General features: G+C 69.5%; 20 protein-coding genes. 17 read left to right on the top strand and 3 right to left on the bottom strand.

Annotated elements, in window-relative coordinates:
* Positions 1-9: 9 nt before the first annotated feature.
* The 16 genes from ACYBYQ_RS13125 to ACYBYQ_RS13050 all read left to right on the top strand — a co-directional run bounded on the left by ACYBYQ_RS13125 (position 10) and on the right by ACYBYQ_RS13050 (position 15,765).
* Positions 10-1,287, top strand: a complete 1,278-nt coding sequence (locus ACYBYQ_RS13125; protein WP_459614619.1) for a hypothetical protein — start codon at positions 10-12, stop codon at positions 1,285-1,287.
* Positions 1,274-1,852, top strand: coding sequence for a hypothetical protein (locus ACYBYQ_RS13120; RefSeq protein WP_459614618.1), 579 nt, complete (start codon positions 1,274-1,276; stop codon positions 1,850-1,852). Before ACYBYQ_RS13125 ends, ACYBYQ_RS13120 begins: the two co-directional genes overlap by 14 nt.
* On the top strand, positions 1,845-3,575 hold the full coding sequence (locus ACYBYQ_RS13115; protein WP_459614617.1) for a GspE/PulE family protein: 1,731 nt from the start codon (positions 1,845-1,847) through the stop codon (positions 3,573-3,575). The genes ACYBYQ_RS13120 and ACYBYQ_RS13115 overlap by 8 nt, the downstream gene beginning before the upstream one ends.
* Positions 3,576-3,713: 138 nt before the next feature.
* A complete protein-coding gene (locus ACYBYQ_RS13110; RefSeq protein ID WP_459614616.1) occupies positions 3,714-4,859 on the top strand; it encodes a hypothetical protein in 1,146 nt (381 codons plus the stop codon).
* 64 nt (positions 4,860-4,923) lie between these two features.
* Positions 4,924-5,544 carry a type 4 pilus major pilin gene (locus ACYBYQ_RS13105; RefSeq protein ID WP_459614615.1) on the top strand — a complete coding sequence of 207 codons (621 nt, stop codon included), beginning with the start codon at positions 4,924-4,926 and terminating at the stop codon, positions 5,542-5,544.
* Positions 5,541-6,575: a prepilin-type N-terminal cleavage/methylation domain-containing protein gene (locus ACYBYQ_RS13100; protein ID WP_459614614.1), complete on the top strand. Its 1,035-nt coding sequence runs from the start codon at positions 5,541-5,543 to the stop codon at positions 6,573-6,575. Before ACYBYQ_RS13105 ends, ACYBYQ_RS13100 begins: the two co-directional genes overlap by 4 nt.
* A 77-nt stretch (positions 6,576-6,652) precedes the next feature.
* Positions 6,653-9,271, top strand: a complete 2,619-nt coding sequence (alaS, locus tag ACYBYQ_RS13095; RefSeq protein ID WP_459614613.1) for an alanine--tRNA ligase — start codon at positions 6,653-6,655, stop codon at positions 9,269-9,271.
* Positions 9,258-9,533, top strand: coding sequence for a sulfurtransferase TusA family protein (locus tag ACYBYQ_RS13090; protein ID WP_459614612.1), 276 nt, complete (start codon positions 9,258-9,260; stop codon positions 9,531-9,533). Before alaS ends, ACYBYQ_RS13090 begins: the two co-directional genes overlap by 14 nt.
* A gap of 74 nt (positions 9,534-9,607) precedes the next feature.
* A complete protein-coding gene (rpsP, locus tag ACYBYQ_RS13085) occupies positions 9,608-9,868 on the top strand; it encodes a 30S ribosomal protein S16 (RefSeq protein ID WP_459614611.1) in 261 nt (86 codons plus the stop codon).
* 145 nt (positions 9,869-10,013) lie between these two features.
* Positions 10,014-10,625 (top strand): ribosome maturation factor RimM, encoded by a 612-nt coding sequence (gene rimM, locus ACYBYQ_RS13080; protein WP_459618784.1) that lies wholly within the window; start codon positions 10,014-10,016, stop codon positions 10,623-10,625.
* Complete coding sequence (gene trmD / locus ACYBYQ_RS13075; RefSeq protein WP_459614610.1) at positions 10,625-11,410, top strand: tRNA (guanosine(37)-N1)-methyltransferase TrmD; 786 nt, start codon at positions 10,625-10,627, stop codon at positions 11,408-11,410. Before rimM ends, trmD begins: the two co-directional genes overlap by 1 nt.
* A 147-nt stretch (positions 11,411-11,557) precedes the next feature.
* Positions 11,558-12,151 carry a helix-turn-helix domain-containing protein gene (locus ACYBYQ_RS13070; RefSeq protein WP_459614609.1) on the top strand — a complete coding sequence of 198 codons (594 nt, stop codon included), beginning with the start codon at positions 11,558-11,560 and terminating at the stop codon, positions 12,149-12,151.
* An 81-nt stretch (positions 12,152-12,232) separates the two neighbouring features.
* Complete coding sequence (locus ACYBYQ_RS13065; RefSeq protein ID WP_459614608.1) at positions 12,233-12,982, top strand: ABC transporter substrate-binding protein; 750 nt, start codon at positions 12,233-12,235, stop codon at positions 12,980-12,982.
* Between the two features lie 101 nt (positions 12,983-13,083).
* Complete coding sequence (locus ACYBYQ_RS13060; protein WP_459614607.1) at positions 13,084-13,737, top strand: amino acid ABC transporter permease; 654 nt, start codon at positions 13,084-13,086, stop codon at positions 13,735-13,737.
* Positions 13,734-14,465, top strand: coding sequence for an amino acid ABC transporter ATP-binding protein (locus ACYBYQ_RS13055; protein ID WP_459614606.1), 732 nt, complete (start codon positions 13,734-13,736; stop codon positions 14,463-14,465). Before ACYBYQ_RS13060 ends, ACYBYQ_RS13055 begins: the two co-directional genes overlap by 4 nt.
* A gap of 7 nt (positions 14,466-14,472) precedes the next feature.
* Positions 14,473-15,765, top strand: coding sequence for an NAD(P)/FAD-dependent oxidoreductase (locus tag ACYBYQ_RS13050; protein ID WP_459614605.1), 1,293 nt, complete (start codon positions 14,473-14,475; stop codon positions 15,763-15,765).
* Between the two features lie 52 nt (positions 15,766-15,817).
* On the opposite strand, the gene ACYBYQ_RS13045 is transcribed toward ACYBYQ_RS13050, so the two are convergent.
* Together ACYBYQ_RS13045 and ACYBYQ_RS13040 are read right to left on the bottom strand one after the other, a co-directional pair.
* Positions 15,818-17,182, bottom strand: coding sequence for an ATP-binding protein (locus ACYBYQ_RS13045; protein ID WP_459614604.1), 1,365 nt, complete (start codon positions 17,180-17,182; stop codon positions 15,818-15,820).
* Positions 17,179-17,847: a response regulator transcription factor gene (locus ACYBYQ_RS13040; RefSeq protein WP_459614603.1), complete on the bottom strand. Its 669-nt coding sequence runs from the start codon at positions 17,845-17,847 to the stop codon at positions 17,179-17,181. Before ACYBYQ_RS13040 ends, ACYBYQ_RS13045 begins: the two co-directional genes overlap by 4 nt.
* 129 nt (positions 17,848-17,976) lie before the next feature.
* Here ACYBYQ_RS13040 and ACYBYQ_RS13035 point away from each other — a divergent pair, with 129 nt between their 5' ends.
* A complete protein-coding gene (locus ACYBYQ_RS13035; protein WP_459614602.1) occupies positions 17,977-18,738 on the top strand; it encodes a MipA/OmpV family protein in 762 nt (253 codons plus the stop codon).
* Between the two features lie 38 nt (positions 18,739-18,776).
* Here the strand turns inward: ACYBYQ_RS13035 and ACYBYQ_RS13030 are convergent, their stop codons facing one another.
* On the bottom strand, positions 18,777-21,665 hold the full coding sequence (locus tag ACYBYQ_RS13030; protein ID WP_459614601.1) for a valine--tRNA ligase: 2,889 nt from the start codon (positions 21,663-21,665) through the stop codon (positions 18,777-18,779).
* Positions 21,666-21,971: the final 306 nt, after the last annotated feature.

The following is a 21,971-nucleotide window of genomic DNA, read 5'->3' as shown; positions in this document are numbered from 1 at the left end:
GGAGCCGGCATGCAGGCAACCCAACCCATCCTGATACTGCCTCGCCCGGACGGCGCCGGCGCCCTGGTGTTCGGCTTGAGCTGGTACGCGCTGGTGGGCAGCCAGGTGACGGCAATGGCTCGGGCCCGCGCCCGGCAGCTCGGCGCATCGCACTATGTGGCCGGGGGCATGCGGGCATCGGCGGGCGGCTGTGTCCGAATCGAACGGCGCCAGCGGCGCCGCGCGCTGCACGCAGCCGCCCAGGCCTATGCCCATCTGTATGCCGATGGCGCCTATGCCTGCGTCGCGCCCTTGCCGGATGGACGTTACTGGCTGGTGGCGGCCCAGGACGGCGCCGTGATCACCCGCGGTGACCGCATCTACGACAACGCGGAGCAGGCCGTCCAGGCGCTCGACGCCTTGCAGTCGCTGCGGCCGGAGCTGCGCACGCACGACGGCAGCCCGGTGCTGGCCCGCCTGGCCGGCGCGCTGGACGCGCATTCGCGCCTGCAGCCCGTCGGAGCGGCCTGGCCCCTGCGCGCTTCGGTGCTCGGATGCGGGGCCGCGATTGCAGGCGCGCTGGCATGGCAGCACAAGCAAGCGGCGCCGCCTGCGGCATCCGATCCGGAGCAGGCCAGGGCGGCCTGGCAGGCTGCGGCCGACACATGGCGGCGAGGCATCAGGATCCATCCGCCTGAGGAGCTGCGCCAGGTGGTCCAGTCGCTGTATGCCATGCCGCTGGCAGTGCAGGGGTGGACGCTGGAGCTGGCGCGCTGCACGTCCGAGGCCGGGGCATGGCGCTGCGCCGCGGAGTTCCGGCGCGACCTGCCCACTGCCACCTACCTGCATCTGGCGCGAGCCGTGCCGCCCGGCTGGCATGCCGAGTTCACCGGCCTGGACCGCAGCGTGCTGCATTGGCGGATTCCCGGCCGCGGGCTCACGCTGGCCGCCGCGCCCGGGCCCGCGCAGGCCGGTGCCGCGCAGGCGCATTTCCCCAGCGCCCTGCAGCGTGTGGCGCAGGCCTTCACCGACCTGCGGCTGGGCCCCGCCGAACCTCTGACCATGCCCACGCCACGCGGATCCGACGGCCAGCCGCTGGCGCCGCCGCCAGGGCAGTCTCCGGCGTCGCTGCAGGCTCGCCGCATCACGCTCGAGGGGCCGCTGCGTTCGCTGGCGGTGCTGGCCCTGCACGAGACCCTGGCCACCTGGACTTCCCTGCAGCTGCGTCTGTCGCCTGGCCGGCCTGCGGCCCTGTCCGGCAGCGTGCTGCAGCTGCAACTCGAAGGAACCCTCTATGAACCCCATTGAGCCCGGCCGGCTTCCTCCGACCAACCAGCCTGCCAACCCACCGTCCCTGCCGCCGGCCCTCCTGATGCGCGCCATGCTGCGTTACACCGCAATTGCCCTGCTGTACCTGATCCTGGCTCTGCCCTCCATGGCCTGGGCCCAGGAAGCCGGCGAGGCCCGGGCCAATACCGTAGGCTGGCCCGAAAGCGATACGGTGCTGGATCTGTTGCGGGCCGACGCACGGGCGGCGGCCGCGGCGCAGCGCTTCCAGCATGCCCCGGCGTGGCTGCCGGCAAACGTTCAAGGCCCGGCGGCTGGGCCGGCGGCCGGCATGCCGGCCATGCAGCGCGACGAGCAGGTCGAGCTGCTGGCGATCTACGGCGTGGGCCGCGCCCTGCACGCCGACGTCTCGGTCAATGGCGCCATATGGCGCTATCGGCAGGGCAGCCCCTGGCCGCTGGGTACCGCCGGCGTGGAGGGCCATCCGGGCTACGGACTGCAGGCCATCGTGCTGCCCTGCGTGCGCCTGCGCAAGCAGGAGGCGCTGCGCGTGGCCTGCCTGCGCGCGGAGGCAGGCCATGAATGAGCCGCTGTTGCGGGTGCTTGCGCCGCCGAGGCGCAATCTGCCCCGGCTCGACGCTGCGGAAGATCTCGCCGCGCTGGTGCCGCGTTTCGCCCGTTCCCTGGGCGACGAGTTCGACCTGGCGGCGATGGCTGGCCGGCTGTGTCCGGTGATGTTCGAAGACGGCCGGGCCGCCGTGTTCGGGCTGGCCGAGTACGCCGCGGGGGACCAGGCCGACGAGCTCGAGCGTCTGCTGCGTCGGCGCGGCTACCGCATGGCGGAGCCCGGCCGCTATGTCATGCCCTCGGCGTTGCTGCTGGCGGTGGCGCGGGGCCAGCTGCTGCGCGGCCCGGTACGCCCGGATGGCGGCCAGGCAGGCCGCACCGATCGTTCCGCCCTGGCAGCCATGTTCACCGAGTTCGTGCGTTGGGCCGTGCATGCGGGCGCCAGCGACCTGCACATCAATGTCGACGAACGCAGCGAGCGCTCGCAGGTGCGCTACACCATACACGGCGCCTATGTGGCGCCCGAGTGTTTCGCGGGGATCGCCGCGGCCACGCTGCGCGAGGTGCTGGCCGTGGCATGGATGGAGGTGCGGGGCGGCAACGGTGCGGTATTCGACGCCCGCATCGAACAGCAGGGGCGCATCGCCATGCAGATCGACGGCGTGCCGCTGATGCTGCGCTGGGCCTCGCTGGCGGCGGATGCCGGGCCGTCGGTGTGCCTGCGCATCCTGCGGCTGGATGCCCGCGCCGAACGTGCCTCGCTGGAGAGCCTGGGCTACCTGCCCACGCAGGTGGCGGCGCTGGAGCTGGCCCGCGAGCGCGAGGGCGGCGCCATCGTGCTGGCGGGCATCGTGGGGTCCGGGAAGTCCACCACGCTGGCCACGCTGATGCGCGGCATCCCGATGCAGCGCAAGGTGGTCACGCTGGAGGATCCGGTGGAATACCTGATCGAGAATGCCCTGCAGAATACCGTGGGCCGCGCCCTGGAAACCGGCGAAGCCACGCCCTTCGATGCCAAGCTGCGCACCATCAAGCGCTCGGCCATGAACGATCTCCTGATCGGCGAGGTGCGCGACCGGGAAACGGGGCGCGCCTTCATGGACCTGGCGGGCAGCGGCATGAATGTGTACACCACCACGCACACCGGTTCGGCCCTGATGATCCCGGAACGGCTGGCTTCCGATTTCATCGGTATCTCGCGCGACTTCCTGGCTACGCCCGGCGTGCTCAAGCTGCTCGTCTACCAGGCGCTGGTGCCGCGCCTGTGCGGGCATTGCGCCCTGCCGCTCGAGGCCTTGTGGCGCGCCGGCGGCGCCGCTGCGCCGGGGGCGGGGTGGCAGGCCTGGGCCGAGGCGCTGCGCCGATCCCATGGGGTGGATCCGGCCGCCCTGCGCGTGCGCAATCCCGCCGGGTGTCCGGCCTGCGGCGGCGCGTCAGCGGAAAGGTCGGGGTGGCAGGCCGGCTGCACCGGGCGCACGGTGGTGGCGGAAATGCTCGCGCCCGAGGACGACGGCGTGTTGCTCGATTGCATACGGCGGGGCGACAACCCGGCCCTGTCGCGCCACCTGTCGGCCCGCCCGCATGCCGGCGTGGCCGACCCTGACATGCGCGACAAGCCGGTGGCGTTGTGTGCGCTCTACAAGGCGCTGCAGGGGGAGATCGACGCGCGCACCGTGGCGCGGCGTTTCGGCGTGTGTCCGACGGCCATGCCGCTGCCCGCGGCCTGCGGGGAGGCGCCATGAGCCCGCAGAACCGCTTCAAGGGCGAATTCCCCCTCGGGGGGACGGCGCGCAGCGCCAAGGGGGCGCCATGAGCCCACAGAACCGCTTCAAGGGCGAATTCCCCCTCGGGGGGACGGCGCGCAGCGCCAAGGGGGCGCCATGAGGGAACTGCAGGCCCGGCCGTCGCTGGCCGCCTTGCTGTCGGGCCTGGCCGCGGACGCGGGCGCAAGGTTCGACCGCTGGCGTTTCGCCCCCGTCAGGGCCGACTACTACGCCTATCTGGCCGGCCTGCTCGAGGCCATGCAGGGGCGCAAGACCCTGCTCGACCATTTCGAGGACGATGCCCTGCGCTACGGGCCCGCCACGGTGCGCGGGCGGCTGGCGGGGCGTTGGGCCCGGCGCTATGAGCAGGGAGGAGGGGACCTGGCCGAAGCCTGGCAAGGCACGCTGCCCGACGATGAATGCATGCTCGTGGCCTCCGCGCAGCGGGCTGGCGGGGGCGTGCTGCCGGAGGTCCTGCTCGACCTCGCCCACGCAGCCCGGCTGGTGCGCCAGGTGCGCGACGACCTGCTCATGACCACGGCCGCGGGGCTGGCGGCCATGGTGGTGGCGCTGGTCCTGATGGCGGCGGTGCCGTTCTACACCGTGCCGCGCCTGCAGCAGGTCTTCCACGAAGTGCCTGCCGAGTTCACCGGCCGGCTGGCCCGCAGCCTGTACGCCTTCGCCGACGCCGTGGCGGCAGGCCTGCCGTTCCTGCTGCTGGCCGTACCGGCGGCGCTGGCGGCCATGGCGTGGGCCTTGCCGCGCTTCGTGGGCCGGTGCCGGGGCTGGCTGGACCGGCGCGCCGGCTGGCGGCTGTATCGCGATTTCCATGCCATCCGCTTTCTCGCGATGCTGTGCGTGCTGTTGCGCCGGCGGGGCAATATCGATACGCGGCTGCGCGAGGCCCTCGCTGCGCTGGCCTGGAATGCGCGCCCCTGGCTAGCCCACCACGTCGCCGCCATGCTGGCGCGCATCGATGAAGGCATCGTCGGCCCGGAAAGCCTGGATACCGGGCTGTTCGATCGCGAGCTGTGGTGGTTCCTGTCCGACATGGCGCTGGCACACGGGCTGGTGGGCGGCCTGCAGCAGGCGCGCCTGCGCATCGAGTCCCATACGGCCGCCCGGGTGCGGCGCCACGCGGTGGGGCTGCGCTGGGGCCTGCTGCTGGCGGCGGTCGGAGCCGTGCTGGGCCTTGCGCTGTGGCACTACGCCGCCATCGATGAGCTCCGCCGTGCGCTGGCGCACTTCCATGCCAGCCGCTGAATTTGCTTCAGGGCCTTGTCCGCGGGCCGCCCGCCGCACCCCTCTTCCCTTTCACGGAGCCCCTATGTCCCGTCCCCTGTTCCAGCCCCTTGCGGCAGCGCGCTGCCAGCGCGGCTTTTCCCTGGTGGAAGTCTCCATCGTCACCGCCATCGTGCTGCTGGCGGCCATCGTCGGCATTCCGGCCATCGGCAGCTACGTCGTCGAGAACCGCGTGCCCAAGGTGGGCGAAGAACTGCAGCGTTTCGTCGCGCGCATCAAGGCCAACGCCCAGGGCAGCGGGCCCGCGCCCTATGCCGACATCGATACGGTGACGCTGGCCAACGCGCTGCGCGATGCCAGCGCGGTCTCGGTGCAGGGCACCGGCGCCGCGGCGCTGGTCGTGCACGGGCTGGGCGGCAACGGCACCACGGGCAACGGCACCATCACGGTCGAGCCGGTGGCCTTCGCCTCCGGCGCGATGGGCTCGGGCTTCGCCCTGACGCTGAACCGCGTCAGCCACGCGGCCTGCCCGGGGCTGGCCTCGGTGATGCAGCGGGCGGCCGACATCATCTCGGTGCAGGGGCAGGGCGGGGCGGTGGTCGTGAAGGACAGCACCGCCGCGCCGCCCCTGGCGTACCTCGCCACGCGGGCCGAGGCGCAATGCGCCACGGGCGACAACAACACCTTCGTGTTCACCACGCGGTGAGGCCCGCCACGCGCCGCCACGGCGGCTTCGCCCTCATCGAACTGTCCATCGCGCTGCTGATCGCCACTCTGCTGCTCGTCTGGGGCACGGCCGCGCTGATGCGACGCGCCGACGATGCGCAGGCTCGGGCGGCCGGCGCATGGCTGCTCGAGCTGCGCCACGCGATGGCGCGCATGATGGAGCGCCATTTCGACAGCCTGGCTGCCGGCGAGCCGCCGCGCGGCGCGGATGGCGGCATGCTCTACGCCGACCCCATGGCGCCCACGGTGGCCGAGCTGAAGGCGCAGGGCCTGCTGCCCTCCGGCTTTCCGGACGAGGGCCCCGCCGGTGCCGCGACGCTGCGCTTGTGGCGTTCGGGCGCATGCCCGGACGACACCTGCCGGCTCGACGGCCTGGCCTACCTCCGTGCCGCCTGGACCCATGCCGACGGATCGCCCGACCTGATGCGGCTGGCGGCATTCGCCGAGGCGGCCGCCGGCCATGGCGGCCACGCCACGGCCGGCCCGCAGGATCGGCTGCGCGGCCCGGCGTTCGACTTCCCCAACCCGGCGGCGCCCGGGATGGCGCGCCTAGCTGCGGGCACGCCGATGGTATGGGCCGGCCACGATCTGGCCACCGCGAGCCGTTACGTGCGGCGCCAGGACGGACGGGATCCGCTGCTGCGCGGGCCCTTGACCGTCAACGGCACGGTCTCGGCCGCCGGCCGCGTGCGCGTCGGCGAGTACCTGGAACTGATCGGCCATGCGAACCCCGGCGCGGGCTGCGACTCCGTGGGCGAGATCAGCCGCACGCCCGACGGGCGCCTGGTGAGCTGCAGGGAGGGCCGCTGGACGGAGTCGGACAGCGGCTTCGGCGGCGCCTACGCCACCAACAACCGCTACGGCTGCGGGCACTGGACGGGACAGTCCACGGCCAACCCCCGCACCGGCGACTGCTCCTGCCCGGCGGGCTTCCAGCCAGTCATCGTGTCAGCCGGCGGCAAATGGACCGAGACCGAAGGCTGGACCACCGGCTACGTCTGCGTCCGCTGATCCGGGCGGCGCGGCGGTCGGCCCCCGGTCCTAGCCCCTATAATGGGAGATTCGCCTAAATCCCCGATTCATCCACGATGAAATCCTCCGAGATTCGCCAGAAGTTCCTGCAGTTCTTCCAGTCCAAGGGGCACACCATCGTGCCGTCCTCGTCGCTGGTCCCCGCCAACGATCCGACGCTGCTCTTCACCAACTCGGGCATGGTGCAGTTCAAGGACGTCTTCACCGGCAAGGAATCGCGCGCCTACACCCGCGCCACGTCGGCGCAGCGCAGCGTGCGCGCAGGCGGCAAGCACAACGACCTGGAGAACGTGGGCTACACCGCCCGGCACCACACCTTCTTCGAGATGCTGGGCAACTTCAGCTTCGGCGATTATTTCAAGCGCGACGCCATCCAGTACGCCTGGGAGCTCCTCACCACGGTCTACCGGCTGCCGGCAGACAAGCTGTGGGTCACGGTGTACCAGGAAGACGACGAGGCCTACGACATCTGGGCCAAGGAAGTCGGGGTGCCGGCCGAGCGCATCATCCGCATCGGCGACAACAAGGGCGCGCGCTATGCGTCCGACAACTTCTGGCAGATGGCCGACACCGGCCCCTGCGGCCCCTGCTCGGAAATCTTCTACGACCACGGCCCCGAGGTCTGGGGCGGCCCTCCGGGATCTCCCGAAGAAGACGGCGACCGCTACATCGAGATCTGGAACCTGGTGTTCATGCAGTTCGAGCGCGACGCTGCCGGCAACCTCACGCCGCTGCCCAAGCCCTGTGTCGATACCGGCATGGGCCTGGAGCGCATCGCCGCCGTGCTGCAGCACGTGCATTCCAACTACGAGATCGACCTCTTCCAGAACCTGATCCGCGCCGCGGCCCGCGAAACGGGCGTCTCCGACCTGGCCGACAACTCGCTCAAGGTCATCGCGGACCACATCCGCGCCTGCTCCTTCCTGATCGTCGACGGCGTGATTCCCAGCAACGAAGGCCGCGGCTACGTGCTGCGCCGCATCGTGCGCCGCGCGCTGCGCCACGGCTACAAGCTGGGCCAGACCCAGCCCTTCTTCCACCGCCTGGTCAAGGACCTCGTGGCCGAGATGGGCGAGGCCTATCCCGAGCTGGCGCAGGCCGCGCCCCGGGTCGAGCAGGTCCTCAGGCAGGAAGAGGAGCGCTTCGGCGAGACGCTGGAGCACGGCATGAAGATCCTCGATGCCGCCATGGCGGGCGTGCCCGAGGGCGGCCAGCTCGACGGCACCACGCTGTTCACGCTCTACGACACCTACGGTTTCCCGGTGGACCTCACCGCCGACATCTGCCGCGAGCGCGGCGTGGAAATCGACATGCCCGGCTTCGAGGCGGCCATGGAGCGCCAGCGCGAGCAGGCCCGCGCGGCGGGCAAGTTCAAGATGGCCGAGGGCCTGAGCTACGAAGGCGCGCAGACGCGTTTCGAAGGCTACGAGCACCTCGAGCTCAGCGGCGCGAAGGTCGTGGCACTGTACGTGGGCGGCACGCAGGTCGAGCGCGTCGAGGCGGGCCAGGATGCCGTGGTGGTGCTCGATGCCACGCCGTTCTACGCCGAGTCCGGCGGCCAGGTGGGCGACACCGGCCTGCTCGAGGCCGATGGCGTGCGCTTCGCGGTGGCCGATACCCTCAAGATCCAGGCCGGCGTGTCCGGCCATCACGGGCGCCTCGAAAGCGGCAGCCTGGCCGTCGGCGATACGCTGCTCGCGCGTGTCGACGCGGTGCGCCGCGCGCGCACCGTGCGCAACCATTCGGCCACGCACCTGATGCACAAGGCGCTGCGCCAGGTGCTGGGGGCGCATGTCCAGCAGCGCGGCTCCCTGGTGGATCCCGACAAGACCCGCTTCGACTTCGCGCACGACGCGCCCATGACGCCCGAGCAGATCGCGCAGGTCGAGGCCATCGTCAACGCCGAGGTGCTGGCCAACCAGCCCACCCAGGCCCGCGTCATGGCCTATGACGAGGCCGTGCAGAGCGGCGCCATGGCGCTGTTCGGCGAGAAGTACGGCGATACCGTGCGCGTCCTCGACATCGGCTTTTCGCGCGAGCTGTGCGGCGGCACCCATGTGGCCCGCACCGGCGACATCGGCCTGTTCAAGGTGGTTTCGGAAGGCGGCGTGGCGGCCGGCGTGCGCCGCATCGAGGCCATCACGGGCGACAACGCCCTGGTCTGGGTGCAGAACCAGAATGCGCTGCTGCAGCGTTCGGCAGCCCTGCTGCGCAGCACGGTGGCCGACTTGCCCGAGCGCATCGCGCAGGTGCAAGACCAGGTCAAGGCCCTCGAGAAAGACCTGGCCCAGGCCCGCAGCAAGCTGGCCGCCAGCGCGGGCAACGACCTGGCCGGCAATGCCGTCGAGGTCAAGGGCGTCAAGCTGGTGGCCGCCAGCCTGGGCGACGTCGATCCCAAGGCGCTGCGCGGCATGGCCGACAGCCTGAAGGACAAGCTGAAGTCGGCGGTGGTGCTGCTGGCTGCCGGTGCCGGCGACAAGATCAGCTTGGTGGGCGGCGTCACCGCCGATCTCACCGACCGCGTGAAGGCCGGCGATCTCGTCGGCTACGTGGCCGGGCAGGTCGGCGGCAAGGGGGGCGGCCGCCCCGACATGGCCATGGGCGGCGGCACCGACGTGCAGGCGCTGCCCGCGGCCATAGACAGCGTACGGAAGTGGGTCGATGAGCGCCTCTGAACCGCAAGGCGTCCCGGCGGACGCCGCCGCCGAACCGGATTTCCAGCATGAGGTGGACGCCGCCGGCTTGAACTGCCCGCTGCCCATCCTCAAGGCCAAGAAGGCCCTGGCCCAGATGGCCAGCGGGGAGGTGCTGCGCGTCGTCACCACCGACCCCAATGCGGTGCGCGACTTCCAGGCTTTTGCCCGCCAGACGGGCAACGTCCTGGTTGCACAATTGCAGCAGGAGGGCCGGGTACGGCACTTCCTGCGCCGGCGCTGAACGCGCTGCTTGCCTGGGTTCTGGTTTAAATGCTACAATCTTCCGTTTTTCACAACTAATTCAAGGGATTACCTATGGTGGTGATTCGTCTGGCCCGTGGCGGCTCGAAAAAGCGTCCGTTCTATAACCTCGTGGCTACCGATTCGCGCAACCGCCGCGACGGTCGCTTCATCGAACGCGTGGGCTTTTACAACCCGGTCGCAGCGGAAGGCACCGAGAACCTGCGCATTGCGCTCGATCGCGTGCAGCACTGGACCAGCAATGGCGCGCTGCTCTCGCCCGCCGTCGAGCGCCTGGTGAAGGAATACTCGGCCAAGGTTTCCGCCGCAGCCTGATTGCGCGCGTCTTGCCTGATCGCCCATGCCTGATCCCGGGTATCCGGTCCGGAAGGGCGCCGGGTGGACATCGAAACAGGTGCGCAGCGTGAGTGCAGAAGCGCCAAAAGCGACGCCAAAAGCGGCAGGTGCGTCGGAAGCGGGCCTGGCCCCAGGCCAGCCGCCGGCGGATCTCGTCGAGCTGGGCCGCGTCACGGCGGCCTACGGCGTGAAAGGCTGGGTCAAGGTCCAGCCGCATTCTGCGCAGGCCGAAACGCTGCGCGCCGTCAAGGCGTGGTGGCTGGCTCGCCCCGTGTCGCACGCGACCCGGGGCGTTGTCACGTCTGCGCCCAGCACATACCGCGTGCTGCAGGCGCGTGCGCAGGGCGCCACGGTGGTGGCCCAGCTCGAGGGCATCCTCGACCGCGACCAGGCGGAAGCGCTGCGCGGTTGCACGGTATGGGTCTCGCGCCGCGATTTCCCGGCTGCCGCCGAGGATGAGTACTACTGGGTCGACCTGATCGGCTGCCTGGTCTACACCAACGCCGACGGGCCTGCGCAATTGCTGGGCCGGGTCGACGAGGTTTTCGACAATGGCGCGCATGCCGTGCTCAAGGTGGTGCGCCTTCAGGCGCCCGCCGAAGGCGGCGAGCCCCAGCCGCTGCGCGACGCCAAGGGCCGTGATCAGGAAATCCTGGTGCCGTTCGTCGGCGCCCACGTCCAGGGCGTGGACCTGGCGGCCCGGCGCATCGACAGCGACTGGCCGGCCGACTACTGATGCGCTTCGACGTCATCACGCTGTTCCCCGACATGTTTTCCGTGGTGCGCGACCTGGGCGTCACCGGGCGGGCCCATGCGCATGGGCGCTGGGCGCTGCATGCCTGGAATCCGCGCGACTACACCCATGACGCGCACCGTACCGTGGATGACCGGCCCTATGGCGGGGGGCCTGGCATGGTCATGATGGCCGAGCCGCTGGAGGCCACGGTGGACGCCGCCCAGGCCGCGCGCGCGGCGGCGGGATCCACACAGCCCGCCCCGGTGGTCCTGCTGTCGCCCACCGGACGGCGTTTCGACCAGGGCGTGGCCGAGTCCATGGCGGCCGGCCCGGGGGCCGTGCTGGTCTGCGGGCGCTACGAAGGCGTGGATCAACGCTTCATCGAGCGCCGCGTCACCGACGAGATCTCCCTGGGCGACTTCGTGCTCTCGGGCGGGGAGATCGGCGCACTGGCCATCATGGACGCGGTGGTGCGCCTGCTTCCCGGCGTGCTCAACGACGGCGATTCGGCCTTGCAGGACTCCTTCAACGCCACCCTGTCGGGCCTGCTTGACAGCCCCCACTACACGCGGCCGGAGGTCCACGACGGCCAGCCGGTGCCGCCGGTGCTGCTGTCGGGGCACCATGCCCACATCATGCGCTGGCGCCGCGAGCAATCGCTGCGCATCACACTCGCGCGCCGCCCCGACCTGATAGAGGCCGCCCGCCGGCGTGGCTGGCTCACCGACGCCGACGAGCGGTTCCTGGCATCCCTGCCCTCCGCGCCTCCCTCCCGCACAGCCTGAGCGCCGTACCCGGGCTAGGGTAGGCCCCAGGTTGTTGCCATGGCACGTGCGCACCTACGATTGAAAATTCCAGATTCATGAAAATTTCAGTCCATGCAGGGGCGCCCCGCTTACTCCGGATCTGAACAGGGCCAGGCATCGCCTGCCGTGCCGCGCTCGTTCGTGGATCTCTGGCTCGGGCAACAACTGCGCCAGCTGCGCAAGCGCCAAAGCCGTTCGCTGGCCGACGTGGCAGCGGCCTGCGGCATGTCGGTCGGCCTGCTGAGCCAGGTCGAGCGCGGGCTCAGTTCGCTGTCGGTCACCGGCCTGCACAGGCTGGCGCGCGAGTTCGGCGTGCAGGCCGACTCGCTGCTGCGCAACGCCGAGCCCGCCGATGGAGAGGTCCAGGGCAGGGTGGCACGGGCCGGCACGCACAAGCTGATCCGCATGGACGAGAAAGGCATACGCAAGGAGATGTACACGCCGCCCGCCAGCCAGGGGCTGGACCTGTGGCGTGCATCGATAGCGCCGGGAGGGTCAACCGGCGAGGAGTTCTTCGTCACTTCCAGCGGCGAACAGGTAGGGATGATCCTGCAGGGCGAGCTCGAATTGTGGATGGAAAACCATGTCGTGCGGCTGGAGACGGGCGACAGCTTCTGCTATTCGGGCAATATGCAGCGCCGCTGGTGCAATCCCGGCAACGTCACGACCGAAGTCATCTGGGCCATCGCCCGGCTGCCGCAATCCAGCGGCGTGCCGTGAACGGCCTGCCAGCCCCGGATTGGAACCCGGGCGCCCTCCACCGGACGATCCGTCCGCTTTGCCACCTTGCAGGAGAATTCCATGAAATCCAGCTTCCTGGCAGTTTCCCTGGTCACCGCCATGGCCCTGAGCGCGCCGGGTCATGCGCAGACCGTGCTGAAGGTCGGGTCCACGCCCACGGGCAGCCCCTTCACGTTCCTCGATACCAAGACCAACACCATCCAGGGTGTGATGGTCGACATCGTGACGGCAGTCGGCAAGGAGGCCGGCTTCGAGGTTCGGATCGAGCCCATGGCCTTCTCGGCCCTGATCGGCTCGCTGACTTCCAAGCGCATCGACATCATCTCCGCTGCCATGTTCATCACGCCCGAGCGCCAGAAGGTCGTGAGCTTCTCGCAGCCGGTGTACCGCTACGGCGAGGGCCTGATGGTGGCCAAGAGCGACGACAAGCCGTACAAGTCCTTCGCCGACATGAAGGGCATGACCGTGGGCGTGCAGGTCGGCACGGCGTTCGTCGAGCCGGTGCAGAAGAGCGGGCTCTTCAAGGAAGTCAAGATCTACGACAACCCTCCCGACATGATGCGCGACGCCAACGCGGGGCGCATCCAGGCGGGCTTCATGGATTTCCCCATCGCGGCCTACATCATCTCGCAGGGCAGCTATCCCAACCTGAAGATGGCCAAGAGCTACGAGCCTACCGTCATGGGCAGCCTCGGCCTGGCCACCCGCAAGGACGACACGGAGCTGCTGGGGCGCATCGACAAGGCGCTGGACAAGCTCAAGTCCGATGGCACCATCGACGCCATCCTGAAGAAATGGGGGCTGGCCTGAGCCCGCGCGCGGGCGACGCGACGGCCGCCTGCCGGGCCGGCGGGCGTCGCGTCCCGCGGCCCGCCTGTTCCTCCGGCGCCTAGCTTCACCACGGAGTACCGATGACGGAATTCTTCAATGATGCGGCGGAGTACCTGCCGATACTCATGCAGGGTGCCAAGCTCACCATTGTTGTCACCCTGGGTTCGTTGCTGCTGTCCACGATACTGGGGCTGGTGTGGGCGCTGATGCGCGTATCGGGCATACCCGCACTGGCCAAGTTCAGCGCCGCGCTGATCAACGTGCTGCGTGGCATTCCCATCATCGTGCTGCTGTTCTACATCTATTTCGTCATGCCCGACGTCGGGATAGCCATGACCGCCGTGCAGGCGGCCATCATCGGGCTGGGCATCGCCTACTCCGCCTACCAGGCCGAGAACTTCCGGGCCGGCATCGAGGCGATAGACCGCGGCCAGATCGAGGCGGCCATGGCCATCGGCATGAGCTGGAGCCTGACCATGCGCCGGGTGGTGCTGCCGCAGGCCGTGAAGATCATGCTGCCGCCCTACGGCAACATCATGATCATGATGCTCAAGGATTCATCCCAGGCCTCCACCATCACGGTGGCCGAGCTTGCCTTGCAGGGCAAGCTGATCGCGACCTCCACCTTCAAGAACGCCACCGTCTTCACGCTGGTCGCCCTGATGTACCTGGTGATGTGCGTGCCGCTGATCCTCCTGGTGCGCCACTTCGAGAAAAAAAGGGCAAGGAAATGATCGAACTGCAGGGCGTACGCAAGCGTTTCGGCGCGCTCGAGGTGCTCAAGGGCATCGATGCCAGCGTCCGCAAGGGCGAGGTGGTGTGCGTGATCGGCCCCTCGGGCTCGGGCAAGTCCACCATCCTGCGCTGCATCAACGGGCTGGAACGCTACGAGGAAGGCAGCATCACGATCGACGGCCAGCGTGTCGATTGCGATGCGGCGTCCATCGTGTCGATCCGCACGCAGGTGGCGATGGTGTTCCAGCGCTTCAACCTCTTTCCGCACCGCACCGCACTGGAGAACGTCGTGGAGGGGCCGGTCTACGTCAAGAAAGAGCCGCGTGCCCAGGCGCTGGAGCGCGGCCGCGAACTGCTGGCCAGCGTGGGCCTGGCCGACAAGGAACAGGCACATCCGCCCGAGCTTTCCGGCGGGCAGCAGCAGCGCGTGGCGATCGCGCGCGCACTGGCCATGCAGCCGAAGGCCATCCTCTTCGACGAACCTACCTCGGCCCTGGATCCGGAGCTGGTGGGCGACGTACTCGGCGTCATGCGCAAGCTGGCCGACGATGGCATGACCATGGTCGTGGTCACGCACGAGATGGCGTTCGCCCGGGAAGTCGCCGACCGCGTGCTGTTCATCGACGGCGGCGTGATCGTGGAGCAGGGCGCCGCCCGCGACCTGCTGAATCATCCGCAACATCCGCGTACCCAGGATTTCCTGCGTCGCGTACTCCATCCCGTGTAGGACCCTCATGCCGCAAGCCACGCCTTTCCCGCTGTCTCCTTCCCTGTGGGCCGCCACCGCCTCGCCGCCGCCCGATACGCAGCCCCTGGCTGAATCCGTCGACGCCGAGGTGCTCGTCATCGGCGGCGGGTACGCCGGCCTGAGCACCGCGCTGCACCTGGCAGAGCGGGGCGTCCGGCCGCTGCTGCTCGAGGCCCGCGAGATCGGTTTCGGCGGATCCGGCCGCAACGGCGGCCAGGTGATACCCGGCCTCAAGCACGACCCGAACGAATTGATGCGCATGTACGGAGCCGAGCACGGCGAGCGCCTCGTGCGGTTTGCCGGTCAGACTGCGGACCTGGTCTTCGGCCTGATCGAGCGCCATGGCATGGACGTGCCGCGCCGGCGCGCCGGCTGGATACAGGGCGCGCATACGCCCGCGGCCCTGGCCGTCGCACACGGGCGCGCCGCGCAATGGGCGCGGCTGGGGGCGGCGGTACGCCAGCTCGATCGCGGCGAAGTGGCCGAGCTGCTGGGCACGCAGCGATACCTGGGAGGCTGGGTGGACGAGCGGGCCGGCTGCATCCAGCCGTTGAGCTACGCGCGCGGACTGGCGCGCGCCGCCTTGCACGCCGGCGCCCGCATCCATACCGACACGCCCGTGGCCCGCCTGGCGCGCGAGGACGGCCGCTGGGTGGCCACCACCGCGCTCGGCACGCGCGTGCGCGCCGAGCGGGTCGTCATGTGCACCAATGCATACGGGGGCGGGCTGTGGCCGGGGCTGCGGCAGTCCATCATCGACGTCCAGACGTTCCAGGTGGCCACGCAGCCCTTGCCGCAGCCGCTGCGGGACACCCTGATGCCGCAGGGCCACGTCTGCTCGGACACCCGCAATCTATTGCTGTATTTCCGGCTCGACCACCAGGGCCGCCTGCTCATGGGCGGGCGCGGTCCGTTCCGGGAACCCCGCGGCCCGCAAGACTGGGCGCACCTGGAACGGGTGGTGGCCAAGCTGTTTCCGCAGGCGGCCGGCGTACCGTTCGAATACCGCTGGTGCGGCCGCGTGGCGGTCACGCGCGACTACCTGCCCCACCTGCACGAGCCCGAGCCCGGCTTGCTGGTGGACCTGGGCTGCCAGGGCCGCGGCGTCGGGCTGCAGACGGCGATGGGGCAGGCCATGGCCGAATACGTGGCCACCGGCGATGCCCGCGCCTTGCCCGTGCCCGTCACGCCCATCAGGCCGTTTCCGCTGTATCCGTTGCGCCGCCTCTACGTGAACGCGGTCGTGACCTGGTACCGTCTGAACGACGGCGGGCTGTGACGGACAATGCGCCTGTGCGCGGCCCCGCCCCGCCGGGCGGGCGTGGCGGGTTTCAGGTCTGCTCCGACGGCGGCGCATCGAAACGCACGGTGACGCGCAGACCGTCGCCGCCGTCGCCCGGCGTGCATGCGACGTATGCCCCGTGCAGGCGGGCGATCTGCGACACCAGCGACAGGCCGATGCCGCTGCCCGGCACGCCGCTGCCCTGGATCCGGTAGAAGCGCTCGAAGATCCGCGCGCGCTCGCCGTCGGGCACTCCGGGACCGTCGTCCGATACGGTCAGCACGGCGCCGCGTCCGTCGCCCTGCGGGCCGCAGCGCACGGTGATCTGCCCCCGCTCGGGCGTGTAGCGCACGGCGTTGTCGACCAGGTTCCGGACCAGCATGCCGAGCGCATCGACGTCGCCCTGCACCTGGCAGCGCTGCACGTCCAGGCGGATGTGCTGGCCTTTTTCCCGTGCATAGGACTCGTAGTCCCGGACCACCATGGCCACGACCGGCGCCAGCTCCACCAGGGCTGTCGGCAATCGCTCCATGGCATCCAGGCGGGCCTGGTCCAGCAATTGCTCCGACAGGCGCGTGGCGCGCCGTGCCGCCTGCAGCAGCTTGTCGAGCGCGGACTGCCTGTCCTCGGGTTGCGTGGCGCCGCGCGCCAGTTCCGCCTGGGTCGTGATGGCCGCAAGCGGCGTGCGCAGCTCGTGGGCCGCGTCGCCGATCAGCCTCCGCTCGCGGGCAAGCGCGGTGTCCAGCCGGCCGAGCAGCTGGTTCACGGACTGCATCAGGGGGTGCAGCTCATCGGGCACGCCGTTCATCGGCAGCGGGGCGAGGTCGAAAGGGTCGCGCTGCTGCATGAGCGCGCGCGCACGATCTATTCGTTTCAGCCCGCGATCGAGGACGCAGAACACCGTGACGACCAGGAACGCGAGCAGCAGCGCCGTGGCTTTCAGGCTCTCCGCCAGCCAGGCGCGGAACTGCGCATGGCGCTGCGCGCGGGTATGGCCGACCTGTATCAGCACGCGCGCGTCGCGGTCGTTGAGCGTGTACACCCGCCATGCCTGGCCGCCGTGCTCGGCGTCGGTGTAGCCGGCGGTGAAGGCCGGGTCGAGCGGGGTGGCAGGCGCCTCGGGCGAACGCAGGGCCAGCCGCCACTGGCCTGCGTCGCGCTGCCATACCTGCAGCGCCTGCCCGTCTTCGTTCCTCTCCATGTGGCTGGGCAGGTGGAAGGCCTCGCCTGCCATCGGCGTGATGGGCCCGGGCAGGGTCAGCAGCGTCTTCTGCGCGATATCCTCGAGCTTGGCATCCCAGAGGCCCGTCTGGCGGCGTCCCATCTCCACCATCTGCAATCCGAACCAGCCGATCCAGCTCAGCAGCACGGTGGCCAGCAGCGCCGCAAACAGGCGCGTCTTGAGCGAGTTCATGCGGCGGGCTCGGGAATGCGGTAGCCGTAGCCATGGACGGTCTCGACCAGGGCATCCCCGAGCTTGCGCCGCAGCTGGTGCACATAGACGGCGATGGTGTTGCTCTCTATCGTGCCGTGGCCGCCGTATACGGCGTCCTCGAGCTGTTCCCGCGTCACCGGGCGTCCGCGCCGCTCCAGCAGCGCCATCAGTGTGCGGAATTCGCTGGCGCTCAGCGTCACCGGCACACCGGCACGCCGCACCTGCCGCTGCGCGGGGTCGATGGCGAGGTCGCCGTGCCGGATGAGGGGGGTCACCTGGTTGCTGCTGCGGCGGACCACGGCGCGCAGCCGGGCCTGCAGTTCTTCCAGCTGGAAGGGCTTGACGATGTAGTCATCGGCGCCGGCGTCCAGCCCCCGGATGCGGTCGCTGAGCTGGTCGCGCGCCGTCACGAGCAGCACGGGCGTGGGGTCGTAGGCCCCGCGCATCCCCTGCAGCACGCTCAGGCCCGAGTCGCCGGGCAATCCTACGTCGAGCAGCACGGCCTGGTAGGGATGGTCGACCAGCAGCAGCCGTGCGGCCGCGGCGTCGCGCGCCCAGTCGACGCGCGCCTGCAGGCCGCGCGCCAGGCCGGCCTGCATGGCGTCTCCCAGCATGGGGTCGTCTTCCACGAGCAGGATCTGCATCGTGTTCTCGCTATGAGGGTTGCGGTGCCGGTATTGTGCCCCGGGCGATTTAAAAGAATTTAAACCTCGTGCGCCAGAATGGCTGCAGACGGTCGCGCGGCGACCCGTGCCACTCTAAAGGAAATAGCCATGAAATCATGCCGGTCTCTGGCCGTGGGCCTTGCGTTGCCTGCGGCGATGGGGATTTCGCAGGCCTGGGCGCAGCAGAACTACATCGGCGTGGCAGGCGTGGCGATGCCGCGCTACGAGGGCTCCGATGAATACCGGTTGCGGCCCGTGCCGCTGATCAACTACGAAACCCGGCACTTCTTCGTGTCGCCGCGTGCCGGCCTGCCGGCCCTGGGCCTCAAATTCTCGCCGCTGACCGACGTCTCGGCCGGCGTGTTCCTGGGCATGGAGATGGGCCGCGACGAAAACGACGACGACCACCTGGACGGGATGGGCGACATCGATTTCCATGCGTTGTATGGCGTGTACGCGGCGTGGTCTCCCGGCCGCTACGAATTCTCGGCAGCATGGCGGCAGGCTGCCCGCAGCGGTTACGGCGGCATGCTGGAGCTGGGCGCTTCCTACCAGCTGTTGCGCGCGCAGCGCGACGTCGTCACCGTCGGGCTGAGCACCACGTGGGCCAACAGCGCGTCGATGCAGACGTGGTTCGGTGTTTCCCCCACGCAGTCGGCCCGCAGCGACGGCCGCCTGGAATCCTATGATGCCGGCTCCGGCTTCCAGAGCGCGCGGCTGTCGGCCAACTGGGCGCACCGGCTCGACGACCGCTGGAGCGTCATCACGACCGCCGGCGTCCGCACCCTCCTGGGCGATGCGCGCGACAGCCCGATCGTGGAGCGCAGGACCAGCGTCTACGGCGGAGTGGGGTTCACCTACGCATTCTGAAGCGCCGGGGCAGGCACGGCCTGCCCCGTATCGCGCGGCTAGGCGCCCAGCTTGGCGCGCTGGCTGCGCACTTTCTCCAGCGTCTCGCCGAACTGCGCCAGCCTCTGCTTTTCCTGTTCCACCACGGCCGCCGGGGCGCGCTCCACGAAGCTGGCATTGCCCAGCTTGCCGTTGGCCTTGGCGATCTCGCCCTCGAGGCGGGCGATTTCCTTGTCGAGGCGGGCGCATTCCGCAGCCACGTCGATTTCCACGCGCAGCATCAGCCGCACGTCGCCCACCACCTGCACCGGCGCGCCGGCGTCGGGCAGGGCCGCCACCACGTCCACCTGGCTCAGCTTGGCCAGGGCGGCGAGGTAGGGTGCATTGCGCGACAGCATCGCGGCGTTGCCTTCGGCGTAGAGCGGCACGCGCTGGGCCGGCGACAGGCCCATCTCGCCGCGCAGCGCCCGCACGGCCTCGACCTGGGCCTTGAGCTGCGCCACGTCGGCCTCGGCTGCGGGATCGACGGCGCCGGGGTCGGCCTCGGGATAGGGCTGGACGCTGACGCTGGCGGCCTCGCCGGGCGCCCGCTTGCCTGCCACCACCGACACCTTCTGCCAGAGTTCCTCTGTGATGAAGGGAATCACCGGGTGGGCCAGGCGCAGCACCGCTTCCAGTACGCGGATCAGCGTGCGGCGCGTGGCCAGCTGCTGGGCCGGCGTGCCCGTCTGGATCTGCACCTTGGCCAGTTCGAGGTACCAGTCGCAGTATTCGTCCCAGACATAGCGATACAGGGCGTTGGCGATGTTGTCGAAGCGGTAGTCGGCATAACCCTTGGCCACGTCGGCCTCCAGGGCCTGCAGCTGGCTGACGATCCAGCGGTCGGCGAAGGAAGTCTCGGCAGCCTCGCTACCGTGCAGGGCGTGGCCCTCGGTATTCATCAGCACGAAGCGCGTGGCATTCCAGAGCTTGTTGCAGAAATTGCGGTAGCCCTCGCAGCGCTTCAGGTCGAAGTTGATGTTGCGGCCCAGCGTGGCGTAGGCTGCCATGGTGAAGCGCAGCGCGTCGGTGCCGAACGCCGGGATGCCGTCCGGATACTGGCGCCGCGTGGTCTTCTCGATGGTGCCCGCCTGCTTGGGATTCATCAGCCCGAAGGTGCGCTTGGCAACCAGCGATTCCAGGTCGATGCCGTCGATCAGGTCCACCGGATCCAGCGTGTTGCCCTTGGACTTGCTCATCTTCTGGCCGTCGGCGTCGCGGATCAGGCCGTGCACGTACACGTGCCGGAACGGCACCCGGCCGGTCATGTGCAGGGTCATCATGACCATGCGCGCCACCCAGAAGAAGATGATGTCGAATCCCGTGACCAGCACGCTGGACGGCAGGTAGCGCTGGTAGTCGGGCGTGTCCTCGGGCCAGCCGAAGGTGGTGAAGGGCACCAGGGCCGACGAGAACCAGGTGTCCAGCACGTCCTCGTCGCGGCGCAGGGGGCCGCTGACGCCGGCCGCGCGCGCCTGGGCGATAGCCTCTTCCTCGGAGTGCGCCACGAAGACCTGGCCGTCCTCGGAATACCAGGCGGGAATCTGGTGGCCCCACCACAGCTGGCGCGAGATGCACCAGTCCTGGATGTTCTCCAGCCATTGGTTGTAGATGGTGGTCCAGTTCTCGGGGAAGAACTGGATGCGGCCGTCGGCGACGGCTTCCAGCGCCGCTTCCGTGATGCTCTTGCCCGGATGCAGCGTGCCCTCGGGCGCAGGCTTGCTCATGGCCACGAACCACTGGTCGGTCAGCATGGGCTCGAGCACGACGCCCGTGCGGTCGCCCTTGGGCTGCATCATGCGATGCGGCTCGACCTTCACCAGGTAGCCCTGGTTCTCGAGTTCGGCCACCACGGCCTTGCGGGCCTCGTAGCGCTCCAGGCCCTGGAACTGCCGGGGGCCGTTCTCGTTGATGTGCGCATCCGGCGTGAAGATCACGATCATCGGCAGGCCGTGGCGCTGCGCGCAGGCGTAGTCGTTGAAGTCGTGGGCGCCCGTGATCTTCACGCAGCCCGTGCCGAATTCGGGGTCGACGAAATCGTCGGCGATGATCGGGATGTTGCGGTCGCACAGCGGCAGCTCTACCTGCTTGCCCACCAGGTGCCGGTAGCGCGGGTCGTCGGGATGCACGCACAGCGCGCCGTCGGCCAGCATGGTCTCGGGCCGCGTGGTGGCGATGGTCATGCCGCGCAGCGTGACCGTGTTGCCGTCCTTGTCGGTGATGGTCTGGGGCCCGTCGACGAACGGGTAGAGGATGTGCCACATGTGGCCGTCGACTTCCTCGGACTGCACCTCCAGGTCCGACACTGCCGTCAGCAGCTTGGGGTCCCAGTTGACCAGGCGCTTGCCGCGATAGATCAGGCCCTGGCGATAGAGCTGGACGAAAGTCTCCACCACGCCGCGCGACATGCGCTCGTCCATGGTGAAATATTCGCGTGCCCAGTCGGCCGAAGCGCCCAGGCGCCGGACCTGGCTGGTGATGGTGTTGCCGGACTTCTCCTTCCACTCCCAGACCTTCTCCGTGAATTTTTCGCGGCCCAGGTCGTGGCGGGAGACCTTCTGCGCATCGAGCTGGCGTTCCACCACGATCTGGGTGGCTATGCCCGCGTGGTCGGTGCCGGGCACGAATACCGTGTCGTCGCCGCGCATGCGGTGATAGCGCACGAGGCCGTCCATGATGGTCTGGTTGAAGGCGTGGCCCATGTGCAGCGTGCCGGTGACGTTCGGCGGCGGGAACTGGATCACGTAGGGCTGCGGATCCGACCCGGTTTCCACGTGCCGTCCGCCCTTGAAGTAGCCGCGGCGATCCCATTCGGCGTACCAGCGGGATTCGATCTCGGCGGGTTCGAAGCTCTTCGAGAGTTCAGGGGTTTCGGCAACGGGGGATTTCGGGTCGGCAGCTTGGGTCATTGCTCAGGTTCCGGCAAACGGGGATTCCTGCCGTACGGGCGGCGGGAAAACCGTTGATTTTAAGATGTAATCTGTTCGCGCCGGCGTGCTAGAATGCCGGGTTACTGTAAACCTTTTAGAAGTATCTGTTTTTATTGGGAAATCTAGCGGGTTTGCAGTGCCGGGATGTCGTGCCGGGCTGTAGAGGCGGCCCGGGGGCCGGGTTCCGGGCCAGGGGTTCCTGATCAGTTCCAAGATCGCAGGTTCCAGGATCGCAGGTTCCGAGATCGGGAGTTCCGGGCCGGGCCCAGCCCAGCAGTCGCCCAC

Source organism: Bordetella sp. 2513F2 (assembly GCF_054642735.1).
This window is presented reverse-complemented; position numbering and strand designations above follow the sequence as displayed.

What these genes read in the sequence shown, in the direction of transcription:
- ACYBYQ_RS13055 (WP_459614606.1), top strand. Translation starts at nt 13,734, where the DNA reads ATGATCGAACTGCAGGGCGTACGCAAGCGTTTCGGCGCGCTCGAGGTG.
- ACYBYQ_RS13040 (WP_459614603.1), bottom strand. Translation starts at nt 17,847, where the DNA reads ATGCAGATCCTGCTCGTGGAAGACGACCCCATGCTGGGAGACGCCATG.
- ACYBYQ_RS13110 (WP_459614616.1), top strand. Translation starts at nt 3,714, where the DNA reads ATGAGGGAACTGCAGGCCCGGCCGTCGCTGGCCGCCTTGCTGTCGGGC.
- ACYBYQ_RS13105 (WP_459614615.1), top strand. Translation starts at nt 4,924, where the DNA reads ATGTCCCGTCCCCTGTTCCAGCCCCTTGCGGCAGCGCGCTGCCAGCGC.
- ACYBYQ_RS13120 (WP_459614618.1), top strand. Translation starts at nt 1,274, where the DNA reads ATGAACCCCATTGAGCCCGGCCGGCTTCCTCCGACCAACCAGCCTGCC.
- ACYBYQ_RS13115 (WP_459614617.1), top strand. Translation starts at nt 1,845, where the DNA reads ATGAATGAGCCGCTGTTGCGGGTGCTTGCGCCGCCGAGGCGCAATCTG.
- trmD (WP_459614610.1), top strand. Translation starts at nt 10,625, where the DNA reads ATGCGCTTCGACGTCATCACGCTGTTCCCCGACATGTTTTCCGTGGTG.
- ACYBYQ_RS13065 (WP_459614608.1), top strand. Translation starts at nt 12,233, where the DNA reads ATGAAATCCAGCTTCCTGGCAGTTTCCCTGGTCACCGCCATGGCCCTG.
- ACYBYQ_RS13030 (WP_459614601.1), bottom strand. Translation starts at nt 21,665, where the DNA reads ATGACCCAAGCTGCCGACCCGAAATCCCCCGTTGCCGAAACCCCTGAA.
- alaS (WP_459614613.1), top strand. Translation starts at nt 6,653, where the DNA reads ATGAAATCCTCCGAGATTCGCCAGAAGTTCCTGCAGTTCTTCCAGTCC.
- rpsP (WP_459614611.1), top strand. Translation starts at nt 9,608, where the DNA reads ATGGTGGTGATTCGTCTGGCCCGTGGCGGCTCGAAAAAGCGTCCGTTC.
- ACYBYQ_RS13050 (WP_459614605.1), top strand. Translation starts at nt 14,473, where the DNA reads ATGCCGCAAGCCACGCCTTTCCCGCTGTCTCCTTCCCTGTGGGCCGCC.
- ACYBYQ_RS13035 (WP_459614602.1), top strand. Translation starts at nt 17,977, where the DNA reads ATGAAATCATGCCGGTCTCTGGCCGTGGGCCTTGCGTTGCCTGCGGCG.
- ACYBYQ_RS13060 (WP_459614607.1), top strand. Translation starts at nt 13,084, where the DNA reads ATGACGGAATTCTTCAATGATGCGGCGGAGTACCTGCCGATACTCATG.
- ACYBYQ_RS13045 (WP_459614604.1), bottom strand. Translation starts at nt 17,182, where the DNA reads ATGAACTCGCTCAAGACGCGCCTGTTTGCGGCGCTGCTGGCCACCGTG.
- ACYBYQ_RS13090 (WP_459614612.1), top strand. Translation starts at nt 9,258, where the DNA reads ATGAGCGCCTCTGAACCGCAAGGCGTCCCGGCGGACGCCGCCGCCGAA.
- ACYBYQ_RS13125 (WP_459614619.1), top strand. Translation starts at nt 10, where the DNA reads ATGCAGGCAACCCAACCCATCCTGATACTGCCTCGCCCGGACGGCGCC.